Origin of the sequence: Mesorhizobium sp. M5C.F.Ca.IN.020.32.2.1 (assembly GCF_004023105.1) — a bacterium.
GTDB lineage: Bacteria > Pseudomonadota > Alphaproteobacteria > Rhizobiales > Rhizobiaceae > Mesorhizobium > Mesorhizobium wenxiniae.
This window is the reverse complement of sequence record NZ_RZSX01000063.1, coordinates 1-13,048: the sequence shown is the minus strand read 5'-3', so window position 1 is coordinate 13,048 and position 13,048 is coordinate 1. Positions and strand designations below refer to the sequence as shown.

The following is a 13,048-nucleotide window of genomic DNA, read 5'->3' as shown; positions in this document are numbered from 1 at the left end:
TCCAGAATGTCTTCAACATGAACGTGATCGGGCAGGCGGTCGGGAAAAGCATTCTTGCGCATCGCCACGCCTACGAAGAGAACCACAGGCACATCAAGCATGAACGACAGCGAGTGACCCTGGCGCTGTTGCAACTTGGCTTTTCCGTAACACCCTCCCACGCAAACTTTTTGCTGGCCCGTGTGCCGGCGGGACAGGAGGGCTCATGCTGGCAAGCCGCGTTGAAAGAGCAGAAGATCCTCATCGCCAGCTTTCCTGACATAGATTTGAAGAACTGCATTCGCGTCAGCATTGGTAGCACAGAGCAGATGGACAAATTCCTTGCTGCCGCCAAACACGTCTGTATGAACTTTAAGAGGAATCGCGGTGTGCGCAAGCATGAAGTCAATTCACATTGCATTGGAAATGTATTAAGTAATAAGTGTCGATGTGTTATAAGTTATGATGTTTCCAATAGTGGATAAATCATAGGTAATTTGGAGAATAATTAATTGACGAAAATTTTCGCTTCGGGCCTAACCTTCGGCATCTTCGATCATCTGGACGAAAACGGCGATGACATCGCCCAACAATATGCAGATCGGCTGAGCCTAGCAGAAGCGTGCGATGGCTATGGCTTTTATGCGTATCATCTCGCAGAGCACCACTGTACGCCACATGGCAGAGGTCCATCACCGAATTTGTTCTTAGCGAGCGTCGCCCAGCGAACCCGCAGTCTTCGTGTTGGTCCCATGGTAATGCTACTTGCGCTCTATCATCCGCTGCGTGCCTTCGAGGAGATCTGCATGCTTGATCAGTTGAGCGGCGGCAGGCTTGAACTCGGCATAGGGCGCGGCTCTGCTCCGACTGAATTGGGATACTTCGGGGTTGCTGTAGAAGCAGCACCAGAACAGTACACGGAGGCCAGCGAGATTCTCATCAATGCGATGAAAGGCGGGACGCTTTCTTATGAGGGCCGCCACTTTGAGTTGAAAGACGTTCCGCTGACGTTGAGACCTCACCAATATCCCCAGCCGCCGACATGGATCGCCACCAATCGACCCGAGCCGGCTAGCTGGGCCGCCGCGAATGGGGCAAACATCGCCTGCGTCGGACCTTCCACTTCTGTTCGCAGCGTTACCGACGCGTTCCGCGCCGCCCGAATTCACGATGCTGACATTGGCCACCAAGCGCCATTTCTTGGATTGCTCCGAATGGTGGTGATAGGGCGTTCTGAAACAGATGCGTATTTGCTCGCAGCACCTGCCTATGAACGATGGCTCAAGAGCTTCAAATTTCTATACGAACTAAATGCCATTCCCACTCCACCAAACTTGCCTTTGAACTTCGATGCAGCAATTGAAAGTGAATTGTGCGTCGTGGGAACGGCAGCTTCTGTCCGAAAAGCTCTCCTTGATCAGCTGGAAGAGGCAGGTGCTAATTATCTTCTGTGTCAACTGGCATTTGGGGATTTGCCGCTGGATGCCTCGCTATACACCGCATCGACCATTCGATCCGAAATCATGGCTCGAGTTGCCGCATCGTGAATCCGTTGTGTGATTGGAGGAGCAGCGGCAGCGCTGCTGCTCATTCCGAAACGGTTGTGGGGGCCGGACTCTTGTGTCAGGCGTAAACACTAGGCCGGTGCTTGGTCGCCGACCGCGATACTGCAGCCCTCGCCCATTTCAGTCCCGATGACATTCCTGCCGCGACGGTTGCAGTGCCGCACTCCGCAAATTCCCCATACAGAAACAGACTTCTTGGCCTGCTCGACCAGCAGGATGGGTCCCTGCTCTCGCCGGATCTGGAGCACGTCGAACTGGCACTGAGCGATCGCCTTGAACAGCAAGGCAGGCCGATCAACTTCGTGTACTTCATAGAGGAGGGCTTCGGCTCTATCATCGCCAAAATGGCGCCCGGCCGGGATGCCGAAGCCGGCATTCTGGGCCACAAAGGCATGACAGGAACGGTTGTCGTCCTCGGCGACAATCTGGCGCCGCATGATTGCGTCGTCCAGCTCGCCGGAGAGGCGATGCGCATTCCGATAGCCCCCTTTCATGAGGCACTCGAGCAAAGTCCCACCCTGCGGCTGTTTCTTCTGCGCTTCGTGCAATGCCTGATGGTGCAGACCAGCTACACCGCTCTCACGCGAACGCCCGCCAGGGGCTCGAAAGCCGTCTCGTCCGATGGCTGCTGTTGTGTGAGGATCGCGCTGGCCCCGAGCTGAAACTCACGCGCGAATTCCTGTCGATCATGCTCGGCGTGAGGCGGCCGGGCGTAACCGTCGCCATCGAGGTCCTGGAAGGCAATGGCTTGATCCGCGCCACGTGCGGCAAGATCGTCATCCGTGATTGGGAAGGACTGATCAAACTGGCCGATGGCAGCTATGGCCCACCGGAAGCCGAGTACGAAAGGCTTATCGGTAGCAGTCCACTCCGCTGAAGGCTGTAGGGACCCTCGACAGCAGTGAGCCCATAGGAGATCACATGGCCGCCCTTTCCCTTAATTATTTTGACGTACGCAACAATGATCGGCTCTTTTCCGACACTGAAGGGACATGGTTAGCCGGCGGCATGGATTCCGTCAGGCTCGAGGCTTTCGCCGCGCTGACAGACTATGCGCGGGAAGTCACCCCCACCGTCATTTGCCGCCGCCTTACCGTTGAAGCCCGCGACGAAGACAGCAAGCCGCTCTTGGAAGCTGTTATGGACGTGGTCATCGGGGTCGTTTGTCTCAGACGACCCCGAACAGCCAAAGCGCTAAAAAAACGCCGAGCGCCAGCTCGGATGCCTTCCGGTGAACCGATCTGCGGGGCCGACTAGTCCTCTCGAACATCGGTCAGAGTGGCATGGCGCAGCCCGCCCTCGCCTTTCAGGAAGCTGATGTGGCCGACCAGGCCGGGCTTGATCCACTGCGCGTTCGGCTTCTTGATCGGAATTCCTTTGCGCGCCCGGCCGGGCATCCGGCGACGCGCTCGTAGAGCCGTTCCTTCATGGCGCGGTTCAGACCGATCACCGCGGCCCCGACATATTTTCGTGAGCCGTCGGCCTTGGCCATGAGAGCCATCGGCGCGGCGAGTAACCCTGAGGGTCTCGAGCTGCATCAGCATGGAGAGCCTGCCTATAACGGACCCCGTGCCGTCGTCGCGCTTTCCGAAGAAGTCGTCCGCCCACGGCAACCAGAGCGTCCTATCGAGGACAAAGCATGTTTGCCTGCGGCATTCTGAATCACATCCGAGACGAGGGTTGCCAGCTAATGGGTGGGCAGGCAGGGTGGCGCGCCAACGGCACACGGCCGCACGATGTAATGCAAATAGTACGAGGAAACCGATGCCCCCCATCACCCGTCGTCATGCCCTCTGCGCGCTCGCAGCCCTTTTTGGTGGAAAACACGCCCATGCTCAAACTTCTGTACAAGGCGGGCTCGATATCGTCCGCGGCAAGCGGACCACGTCTAAAGAGCATCCTTGGTACGTCGAACTCAATATTGTCACAGAGGATAAAATTGTCAGAGAGGATAAATCTTATCTATGCGGTGGAGTGGTGATCGGAGACCAATGGATCCTCACAGCGGCACACTGTTTAGCGGGTGCAACCAAGGTCGAGGCCTTTGTGAAGAATGGCGTTTCGTTAGATGTAACGGACTTTATTGTTCACGAAGAATATGTCGCGAAGACATTCAAACATGATCTGGCGCTCGTGCGGGTGCGCAGTACGCTACCCGCAGTGGCCATTCCCCTTGCTACCCCCCGGATGGACATTCCTAATGGCGAGCTCCTTACCGTGACGGGTAAGGGAGTTACACGACATGGTGGAGAGGAATCAGAAGAGCTCCGAGAGGGCAAGGTCCCATACGTCGACAACAAAACGTGCAGCCGCAAATATGGGGAGGAGATCTTTCCTGGGATGATGTGCGCCGGAACCGAAAGCGGCGGGACCGATCCTTGCCAAGGGGACAGTGGAGGTCCTCTGACCAAAGCCCATGGCAAAAACCCTATCTTGGTTGGAATTGTCTCGAGTGGGGCCGGTTGCGGAAGGACATACGGTGTGTATACGCGCGTGTCGTATTATCGCGAGTGGATCACGAAACATACCGGTGACTGAGGGGGCGAGTCGGGATGCGTGCAGGGTGGAAAGTTCACGTTGCCGCGTATCCGAACGCGCAGAATGTCCAGACTAATCGGAGTTCATCTAACAGGTATCCTGACCATGTCCCATGAAGGCTGTGCAGGCTAGGAAGCCCCGAGGCACCCGCGCCTGGCTCATCAGCGGAGCTGGGGGCTCTGATTAGACCCGCCGGAGATCAGGGCGGCGGGCTCTATCCAGCGGCACTGTATGACGCCAAGTCCAAACGCAAATTTGATGACGACGTGCGCGATAGCGGGCTTGGGGATTTTGTCGAGGCGGTCGAAGCCACCCCTCACGCCCTTGGCTAAGAAACCAAGCCTTCTTCAGCTTCCAAGAGACCGAGCACAGTGGTGCCAGAGTGGTCGGTCGAGGCATGCTGGCGAATGCGCGACAAAAGCAGCTTGTGGCCATAGAAGGCAGCGACACAAGCAAGACTGGTCGCCCCGCAATCGGTGATATCGCGCTGCTTAAACTTGCTGACCTTGCTTGACATGGCGGCTCGCTGACTGTCTGGAAATTGAAGATTAGTCGCCCGCGTAGAGCGGATTGAGCTAATCGTCGACTTTATCATAGAGGAGTTGCAGCAAAGTGCGGCCTGCAACGAGAAAGCGTGCCCAAACGGTAATGCCTTTCTTCAGGTGAGCGATGCCCCCGTTCTTAAGGACGAGTTGGTTGCGAGACAGCGCAAGGGGGACCTTGAAGAAGGGCTCCCGCCGTGGAGAATGGAGTCCTGCGCCACGTTGAGCACCTTGGCGTCAGTGACACCCCATTGATTGTAGTTTGTAGGCATCGATTTGGATATGCACCGACTGGCCCGGGTGCACAAAAGCGATGTCTTTGGGGGGAACGTAGATTTCCACCACCAGTTCGGTACCGGCGAAACCCAACCGACGTTTTGCCCGGCCTGTACGTAGCTGCCGGAAGTGAGGCCTGAGAATTGCTCAAGAGTACTGGGGCTCGAATATGAGTCAGATCCCGCTCGTTCTCGAGCTCATGCAAAGTGGCCGTGAGCTCCTTGAGGCGCAGGTTGATGTCGAAGAGTTGCTGGTTTCATTCGGCGATTTTTCGCCGGGCCAGGATCTCGCCCTGGAGCTCAATGTTGTGGAGGGCGAAAGTCTTTTCTTCAACAGTTTTCGCGGGCGCTGCAGAAGCCGAAAGCAGTCGCTTGGCACGGTCGAGTTCCGCTGCGGCATTGGTGCGGGCGTATTCGTTTTCCCGCAACAAGTTGAGGAAATGCGCGCGGTCAGCTTTGGCGGATTCGGTCGAGAGGCGGATCGGGTCCTTGGCCTGCGTGCCGGAGGAGATCAGGTTTTCGAGATCACCGGCAAGATCGCTCCTTGCGACCCATGCTCGCTCCAATCGGGCTGTGCGGAAATTCTCCCGGTTCACAAAATTGAGTCGCTGGAGTAGTGGGGGCGCAGAGAAATCTCCGGTCGCAGCCTTACCCGGTCAAAACAAGGATACCAATGATGAAGACTCTCGCCGTCTGCTCTGGCGGATTGGACTCCGTTTCCCTTGCTCACATGGTGGCAGCGGAGCACGAACTCACCGGCCTTCTATCTTTCGACTATGGCCAACGGCACAGGAAGGAATTGGGCTTCGCCGCTCTTTGCGCGCAGCGACTGAAGGTCCCGCACCAGATCATCGACATCGGCGAAATCGGCCGTGGCCTTTCCGGCTCAGCGCTGACCGACAGTGTCGACGTGCCGGACGGCCACTACGCCGAAGACACGATGAAGATTACGGTGGTGCCGAACCGCAATGCCATCATGTTGGCAATCGCCTTCGGTCTCGCCGCCGCCCACAACGCCGAAGCGGTGGCGGCGGCCATGCATGGTGGGGACCACTTCATCTATCCCGATTGCCGTCCGGCCTTCATTGAAGCTTTCCAGACAATGCAAGACCGCGCGCTCGACGGCTATGCGCAGATACGCCTCTATGCACCGTATGTGAATCTCGGAAAAGCTGACATTGTTGCGGATGGCGCAAGATACGGCACCCCGTTTGCCGAGACCTGGTCCTGTTACAAGGGCGGCGTGCGTCACTGCGGACGATGCGGGACCTGCGTCGAGCGGCGCGAAGCGTTCCATCTCGCCGGGCACGCTGATCCCACCGACTACGAGGACGCCGATTTCTGGCTCGAGGCGCTGCGCAGGAGGCGCGCGTAATGTTCCACATCAGCAAGGAATTCCACTTCTCGGCCTCGCATCAGCTCACCTCCTTGCCTCCCAACCATCAATGTGCGCGCCTGCACGGGCATAACTATGTCGTCGTAGTGGAGCTGTCGGCCAAGGAACTGGACGCCCACGGCTTCGTGCGCGACTATCACGATCTGGCGCCGCTCAAACGCTACATTGACGAGAGCTTCGACCATCGGCACCTCAACGACGTGCTGGGACATGAGAAGGTCACGGCGGAATGCCTGGCCAGACATTTCTATGAATGGTGCAAGGCACGTCTGCCGCAGACCGCGGCCGTGCGCGTTAGCGAAACACCGAAAACTTGGGCGGAATACCGTCCGTGACCGACATGCATCCCGTAATCCGTGTGAGCGAGATATTCGGGCCGACGATCCAGGGCGAGGGCGTGCTCATCGGCTTGCCGACGGTGTTCATCAGAACCGGCGGATGTGATTATCGCTGTTCATGGTGCGACAGCCTTCACGCGGTGGACAATCAGTATCGCCATGAATGGCTACCGATGCCGATCGATGCCGTGTGGCAAACCGTCCATGCGCTTTCCGGCGGCAGGCCGGTTATGGTCTCCTTGTCAGGCGGCAACCCGGCCATTCAGCCGTTCGGTCCCCTCATAGAACGAGGCCATCGCGAGGGCTATCGTTTTGCACTGGAAACGCAGGGTTCCGTGGTGAGGGAGTGGTTTGCGGATCTTGACGTGCTGACCCTTAGCCCAAAGCCGCCGTCCAGCGAAATGACGACCCGTTGGGCTGCGTTTGAGGCGTGCCTCGAAGCGGCGCAAGAGAAGCCGCAAATCGTGCTCAAGCTCGTCGTTTTCGACGAGAGTGACTATGCCTACGCCAAAGAAGTCGCGGCGCGATATCCGCACCTTCCGATCTATCTGCAACCCGGCAATCACACGCCGCCGCACCCTGGCAGTGAAGACACCTCTGTCGACTTGGACGGAATAATGATGCGAATGGAATGGCTTGTCGAAAGGGTGACCAGCGACAGGTGGTTCGAAGCCCGCGTGTTGCCGCAGCTGCACGTTCTGCTTTGGGGTAACAAGAGGGCGGTCTAGTCTGCGGCTTGCGTCGCACCGGAAGGCCGGGCTCCGACGGCTTGGCAGGCTCTCTTAGCGTGCCGAGTACAGCCGAGCTTTGTTCGCGCCAGCGGTCTCGCATTGTGCGGCTGGAAACCGCCCGGACACCCGCTGCCGGCGTGTGTTACCTTGACTCCGATGAGCGGTCGTCACGCAAAGTTGAAATCCGCAAGAACTGGCCTTCTCGCCCCAGCTGCTTGACTGTTTCCTCCGTCGCAAGCACGTCATCCCTCCCATCCTTGTCCAGCCCTTATCGATGTATCTCATGGTCCGGCCTGACGCTCGACTGTCAGACACCAGAACGCCAAAGGGGCTGGCCCGCCGGTCAACGGCAGCTGCTAAACAGAACGGCGATGTGCATGGGAATGCATCCGTTGCTTAAATGCCTTCCATAAAGAAGATCGATTTCCTCACTGGCCCAACGATCTCACGGATTTGTTCACGCAACAGGTGAAGCCGTCCGAGATTACGGCGCAACTCGGCTCGGCTTCGTTCCGGTCGGGGCATACGCTACCCGCACCGTCGGACCCTTTGCCCGCGCGTGTTCGATTGCCGCTCACTCGTCATCTTCTGGCGGTTCTAGTTTGCCAACCGAAACCTCTAGCCTCGTGGTGCACTCAATAAGGTTAGCTAGCAATTTGGCATCAATGTCTGTGTGCCCCTCGTACTCGGAGAGGTTTCGCTCGTTGTGCGCCTTTAGAAAAATCTGAATGTCAGCCTTGTCGGTTCCGACGGTATGAACGAGCGCTTGAAACACCGAAGTGCGATTGTCCGAGCGATAGCCTTCGCGGCGTAGGGCTGCCAGGGCAAGCCGATGCGCAGCTCCATATAAGAGAGTGAATTGGCTGTCGGGGTCGAGACCTTTCTGTGCGTCAGTTAAATTCTTGCGCGCGCCACCCAGCATGCCGTCATATTCGGACAGCGATGGGGGCTCACTTTTCATCAGCCCAATCTTTACGAGGTTGTCTAGTTCTTGCTTGCCCACGCTTGTAAATCTTTCTCCGAGCCGATGAGGAAAATCTTTGGAAGGGTACTTACCTTGCGGACAAACGACCCTTTCTGCGACGCCTTTCGTTGCCATTCCTCCGGCGACAGAAATGTCGGACTGACCTTTCGGCCTAGTCTCAGTTCCGCGTTTTGTGCGGCTGAATAAAGTTCAGAGAGGTTCAGGTTATCGCCGACCACCATCAAATCGATATCGCTGCGTTCTGTGTCCGTGCCTTTGGCGACTGAACCGTACACGAAGGCAGATTTGATCGAATGAAAGTGCGACAGCAATTCCCTTAGTGGCTCGGTTGGTATTTGGTTCTTAAGTGAAAAGTGCGCCGTGCTCTGCAAAGCAGGGGGGGCTGCGTTCTCAGGCCCCGCGCTAGTGCCGTCACGATGCGCCTTTAGGCGCTGGTATTCATCGACCGAAAGCAGCACAAGCCGTTCGCGGCCATTCTTGCTGATGATCACGGGTTCCGCTAGCGCCTTGTCCTGATACAGCCCAAAGTTGCGCTGAAATTCAACCGAGCTAATGACCGACATAGAATTGTCCCGATAATCCGTTATATCCGTATAATACGTATCTTTTTGAAAATATCAATGATCTCGTGCTAAGGTACTGAATTATTTGCCTTCGATATAGCGCGTCGGCGGAACCAACTCGTAGACGGGCTATGAAAGGTTAAGCGCGGATGTCTATCGGCCGCCGGCGTTCCCGCTCCGCAAGCCTGCCTGAACTATTCCGCGCGGCGGTCAAGCCCCAGGCTCCTGCTCATCCAGCGACCGCAGGCTGGAAAGACAATAGCCGACGTCTTCCGATGGTCTCGCCATCAGCTTTGGGCTAGCTCCCCATTATCCCGCTTCGAGCTCGACACAGGGCGGTTTCGATGGCGCACGACAATCTGTGTCGGCTTTGTCGTGTCCGTGACAGACGCCTGAAAGGCCCGCTCGCGCGTTTTGCCGCCGTCTAAGTGGCTGGAATTTAATAACAAAGTTTCTTCTCGGATCGGCCGATCACGCTGGTACGCTTTTTGCGATGCTTGGTGTGAGGCGGCACGAGCTGCCTATCGGCACTTGTGTCGCGGGCAGTCGCGATGATTAGAACGAAGGAAGGAAAGCTATTATGTCAGGTCTGCGTCAGATCGCCTTTTACGGCAAAGGCGGCATCGGCAAGTCCACCACCTCCCAAAATACGCTCGCCGCCCTTGTCGACCTCGGGCAGAGAATCCTCATCGTAGGATGCGACCCCAAAGCCGATTCCACACGCTTGATCCTGAATTCGAAAGCTCAGGATACCGTCCTGGATCTCGCCGCACAGGAAGGTTCGGTGGAAGACCTCGAACTCCAGGACGTGCTCAAGGTCGGCTACAGAGGCATCAAGTGCGTGGAGTCCGGCGGCCCCGAGCCGGGTGTCGGTTGCGCCGGCCGCGGCGTCATCACCTCGATCAATTTCCTCGAGGAGAATGGCGCTTATGACGATGTCGATTATGTCTCCTATGACGTCCTCGGCGACGTGGTATGCGGCGGCTTCGCCATGCCGATCCGCGAAGGCAAGGCCCAGGAGATCTACATCGTCATGTCCGGCGAGATGATGGCGCTCTATGCCGCCAATAACATCGCCAAGGGCATCCTCAAATATGCCCATTCGGGCGGTGTGCGGCTGGGCGGGCTGATCTGCAATGAACGTCAAACCGACCGTGAACTCGATCTGGCCGAAGCACTGGCTGGCCGATTGAATTCCAAGCTCATCCACTTCGTGCCCCGCGACAACATCGTCCAGCATGCCGAACTCAGGAAGATGTCGGTGATCCAGTACGCGCCGGACTCCAAGCAGGCAGGGGAATACCGCGCTCTGGCCGAGAAGATCCACGCCAATTCGGGCCAGGGTACGATCCCGACGCCGATCACCATGGAGGAGCTGGAGGAGATGCTGCTCGACTTCGGCATCATGAAGACCGACGAGCAGATGCTTGCCGAGCTTCACTCCAAGGAAGCGGCGAAGGCGGCGGCCCAGTAGTGACATTAGCGCTGCCATGAATCGGCGCGCCTTGCAGAGAACGGCGCCTATTCGTTGAGGCGTCACCCAACCTTGAAAGGGGACTCATGAGCCGGGAATACGAGAATGACGGTGCTCTTCATGCGAAGCTTATCGAAGAGGTGCTGTCGCATTATCCCGACAAGGCGGCGAAGCGCCGCAAGAAGCACCTCAACGTCGCAAAGAGCGGCAACGAGGCTGGCGGGGAAAGCGAGGTCCTTTCCGAATGCGACGTCAAATCGAACATCAAGTCCATTCCCGGGGTGATGACGATTCGCGGCTGTGCATATGCGGGTTCGAAAGGCGTGGTGTGGGGGCCAGTCAAGGATATGGTCCATATCTCGCACGGCCCGGTCGGCTGCGGCCAATACTCTTGGTCGCAGCGCCGCAACTACTACGTCGGTACGACGGGCGTCGACACGTTCGGGACAATGCAGTTCACCTCCGATTTCCAGGAGAAGGACATCGTCTTCGGCGGCGACAAGAAGCTGGAACAGATCATTGACGAGATTGAAGTCTTGTTTCCGCTCAACAACGGCATCACCGTGCAATCCGAATGCCCTATCGGCCTGATTGGCGATGACACCGAGGCGGTTTCTCGCAAAAAGACCAAGGAGTATGACAAGACGATCGTGCCGGTACGCTGCGAGGGTTTCCGCGGCGTCTCGCAGTCGCTTGGCCACCACATCGCCAATGATGCGATCCGGGATTGGGTCTTCGACAAAAAGGATGTCAAGTTCGAGGCCGGCCCCTACGACGTCAACGTCATCGGCGACTACAATATCGGCGGCGATGCCTGGGCCTCGCGCATACTGCTTGAGGAGATAGGGCTGCGCGTGGTCGGCAACTGGTCGGGTGACGCCACACTCGCAGAGATCGAGCGCGCCCCGAAGGCTAAGCTCAATCTTATCCACTGCTACCGGTCGATGAACTACATCTGTCGGCATATGGAGGAAAAGTATGGCGTCGCTTGGATGGAGTACAATTTCTTCGGTCCCTCCCAGATCGAAGCCTCTCTGCGCAACATAGCCAAGCATTTTGGGCCGGAAATCGAGGAGAAGACCGAAAAGGTCATTGCCAAGTACAGGCCGCTTGTTGATACGGTCATCGCCAAGTACCTGTCGCGCCTGGAAGGAAATACCGTGATGCTCTATGTCGGCGGCCTGCGCCCCCGCCACGTCGTCACGGCCTACGAGGACCTCGGCATGGTCATCGTGGGCACCGGCTATGAATTCGCCCACAGCGACGACTATCAGCGCACCGGCCACTACGTGAAGAACGGCACGCTGATCTATGATGACGTGACCGGCTATGAGTTGGAGAAATTCATCGAAGGGATTCGCCCAAATCTGGTCGGCTCGGGAATCAAAGAAAAATACCCGGTGCAGAAGATGGGCATACCGTTCCGCCAGATGCATTCCTGGGATTATTCAGGCCCGTATCACGGCTACGATGGCTTTGCCATTTTCGCACGTGATGTGGATCTCGCCATCAACAACCCGGTCTGGGACCTATTCCACGCGCCTTGGAAAAGAAGCCGGGGCGATGAGCGGGCGATGGCTGCCGAATAAACATCTGCTTTAGCCCCAGTCTCCCACTGAGACGGTGAACTCCCGCGGCCTCTGATCCGCCGGAGCCTGGAACGTCTTGACGTCCTGAGCTGCCGTACCGCGCAGCCAGATGCAAAAGAGGTAATCATCATGCCGCAGTCGGCTGAAAAAATTCTCGATCACGCTCCCCTGTTCCGCGAGCCGGAATACAGAAAGATGCTCGCTGAGAAGAAGCTAAACTTCGAATGTCCGCACCCCGATGAGATCGTTTCCGATCAGCGCGATTTCACCCAGACGTGGGAATACCGCGAAAAGAACCTCGCCCGCAAAGCGCTTGTCGTGAACCCGGCCAAGGCCTGCCAGCCGCTGGGTGCGGTATTCGCTGCCGCCGGCTTCGAACGAACCATGTCCTTCGTCCACGGCAGCCAAGGTTGCGTCGCCTATTACCGCTCGCACCTGTCGCGCCATTTCAAGGAGCCTGCCGCGGCGGTCTCCTCCTCAATGACCGAGGATGCGGCGGTGTTTGGCGGCCTGAAGAACATGGTCGACGGGCTCGCCAACACCTACCAGCTCTACGACCCGAAGATGATTGCCGTGTCGACGACCTGTATGGCAGAGGTCATTGGCGACGACCTGCACAGCTTCATCCAGAACGCCAAGGACGAAGATTCAGTCCCGCGCGACTTCGACGTGCCCTTTGCCCACACGCCGGCCTTCGTTGGCAGTCATGTCGACGGCTATGACAACATGGTCAAAGGCATTTTGGAGCACTTCTGGAAAGGCCAGGAGCGTACGCAAGTCGAAGGAGCCATCAACATCATTCCGGGCTTCGACGGCTTCTGCGTCGGCAACAACCGGGAGCTCAAGCGCCTGCTCGATGTAATGGGCGTGTCCTACACATTCATCCAGGATGCCTCTGACCAGTTCGATACGCCTTCGGACGGTGAATACCGCATGTATGACGGGGGCACGAAGATCAACGAGGTGAAGAAGGCCCTCAACGCCGAGGCAACGCTTTCGCTGCAGCATCACAACACCCGAAAGACGCTGGGCTATTGCGAGGAGGTCGGGCAGGCGACGGCCTCGTTCCACTA

The 13,048-nt window shown here is 57.5% G+C and carries 15 protein-coding genes and 2 pseudogenes; 12 read left to right on the top strand and 5 right to left on the bottom strand.

Annotated elements, in window-relative coordinates; all coding sequences use genetic code 11:
* From EOA86_RS05295 to EOA86_RS39275, 5 genes are all read left to right on the top strand, one after another.
* A partial coding sequence (locus EOA86_RS05295) for an aminotransferase class I/II-fold pyridoxal phosphate-dependent enzyme (protein ID WP_128340900.1) occupies positions 1–464 on the top strand: 464 nt, incomplete at its 5' end.
* Positions 465–491: 27 nt separating this feature from the next.
* Complete coding sequence (locus EOA86_RS05290) at positions 492–1,526, top strand: LLM class flavin-dependent oxidoreductase (protein WP_091599482.1); 1,035 nt, start codon at positions 492–494, stop codon at positions 1,524–1,526.
* 101 nt (positions 1,527–1,627) lie between these two features.
* Positions 1,628–2,206 (top strand): Crp/Fnr family transcriptional regulator, encoded by a 579-nt coding sequence (locus EOA86_RS39980; protein ID WP_236473429.1) that lies wholly within the window; start codon positions 1,628–1,630, stop codon positions 2,204–2,206.
* Positions 2,176–2,421, top strand: coding sequence for a helix-turn-helix domain-containing protein (locus tag EOA86_RS39975; RefSeq protein WP_236473428.1), 246 nt, complete (start codon positions 2,176–2,178; stop codon positions 2,419–2,421). Before EOA86_RS39980 ends, EOA86_RS39975 begins: the two co-directional genes overlap by 31 nt.
* Before the next feature lie 44 nt (positions 2,422–2,465).
* Entirely contained in the window at positions 2,466–2,801 is a 336-nt protein-coding gene (locus tag EOA86_RS39275; protein ID WP_187331497.1) for a hypothetical protein, read from the top strand.
* Here the strand turns inward: EOA86_RS39275 and EOA86_RS39270 are convergent.
* Entirely contained in the window at positions 2,798–3,088 is a 291-nt protein-coding gene (locus EOA86_RS39270; protein WP_126057644.1) for a hypothetical protein, read from the bottom strand. The genes EOA86_RS39275 and EOA86_RS39270 overlap by 4 nt on opposite strands.
* A 220-nt stretch (positions 3,089–3,308) precedes the next feature.
* On the opposite strand from EOA86_RS39270, the gene EOA86_RS05270 reads away from it, so the two are divergent.
* Entirely contained in the window at positions 3,309–4,082 is a 774-nt protein-coding gene (locus EOA86_RS05270; RefSeq protein WP_164747232.1) for a serine protease, read from the top strand.
* Positions 4,083–4,342: 260 nt separating this feature from the next.
* Here EOA86_RS05270 and EOA86_RS05265 read toward each other — a convergent pair.
* Together EOA86_RS05265 and EOA86_RS05260 are read right to left on the bottom strand one after the other, a co-directional pair.
* Positions 4,343–4,599, bottom strand: a pseudogene (locus EOA86_RS05265) (cysteine peptidase family C39 domain-containing protein); the annotation flags it as partial.
* 58 nt (positions 4,600–4,657) lie between these two features.
* A pseudogene (locus EOA86_RS05260) lies at positions 4,658–5,447 on the bottom strand (HlyD family efflux transporter periplasmic adaptor subunit); the annotation flags it as partial.
* A gap of 128 nt (positions 5,448–5,575) precedes the next feature.
* On the opposite strand from EOA86_RS05260, the gene queC reads away from it, so the two are divergent.
* Genes queC through queE form a run of 3 tightly spaced genes read left to right on the top strand, consistent with a single transcriptional unit; the run spans position 5,576 to position 7,361 of the window.
* Entirely contained in the window at positions 5,576–6,274 is a 699-nt protein-coding gene (gene queC / locus EOA86_RS05255; RefSeq protein WP_091599584.1) for a 7-cyano-7-deazaguanine synthase QueC, read from the top strand.
* On the top strand, positions 6,274–6,630 hold the full coding sequence (queD, locus tag EOA86_RS05250) for a 6-carboxytetrahydropterin synthase QueD (protein ID WP_063169374.1): 357 nt from the start codon (positions 6,274–6,276) through the stop codon (positions 6,628–6,630). The genes queC and queD overlap by 1 nt, the downstream gene beginning before the upstream one ends.
* A gap of 5 nt (positions 6,631–6,635) precedes the next feature.
* Positions 6,636–7,361, top strand: coding sequence for a 7-carboxy-7-deazaguanine synthase QueE (gene queE / locus EOA86_RS05245; protein ID WP_164891567.1), 726 nt, complete (start codon positions 6,636–6,638; stop codon positions 7,359–7,361).
* 577 nt (positions 7,362–7,938) lie between these two features.
* Here the strand turns inward: queE and EOA86_RS05240 are convergent.
* Both EOA86_RS05240 and EOA86_RS05235 read right to left on the bottom strand, forming a co-directional pair.
* On the bottom strand, positions 7,939–8,367 hold the full coding sequence (locus tag EOA86_RS05240; RefSeq protein WP_029356531.1) for a hypothetical protein: 429 nt from the start codon (positions 8,365–8,367) through the stop codon (positions 7,939–7,941).
* Complete coding sequence (locus tag EOA86_RS05235) at positions 8,349–8,912, bottom strand: type II toxin-antitoxin system prevent-host-death family antitoxin (protein ID WP_236378831.1); 564 nt, start codon at positions 8,910–8,912, stop codon at positions 8,349–8,351. Before EOA86_RS05235 ends, EOA86_RS05240 begins: the two co-directional genes overlap by 19 nt.
* 580 nt (positions 8,913–9,492) lie before the next feature.
* Here EOA86_RS05235 and nifH point away from each other — a divergent pair.
* The 3 genes from nifH to nifK form a co-directional block, all read left to right on the top strand.
* Positions 9,493–10,386 carry a nitrogenase iron protein gene (gene nifH, locus EOA86_RS05230; RefSeq protein ID WP_024505261.1) on the top strand — a complete coding sequence of 298 codons (894 nt, stop codon included), beginning with the start codon at positions 9,493–9,495 and terminating at the stop codon, positions 10,384–10,386.
* Between the two features lie 86 nt (positions 10,387–10,472).
* Positions 10,473–11,975, top strand: a complete 1,503-nt coding sequence (nifD, locus tag EOA86_RS05225) for a nitrogenase molybdenum-iron protein alpha chain (protein WP_091599473.1) — start codon at positions 10,473–10,475, stop codon at positions 11,973–11,975.
* 129 nt (positions 11,976–12,104) lie between these two features.
* On the top strand, positions 12,105–13,048 hold a 944-nt coding region (gene nifK, locus EOA86_RS05220), incomplete at its 3' end, for a nitrogenase molybdenum-iron protein subunit beta (protein ID WP_128340899.1).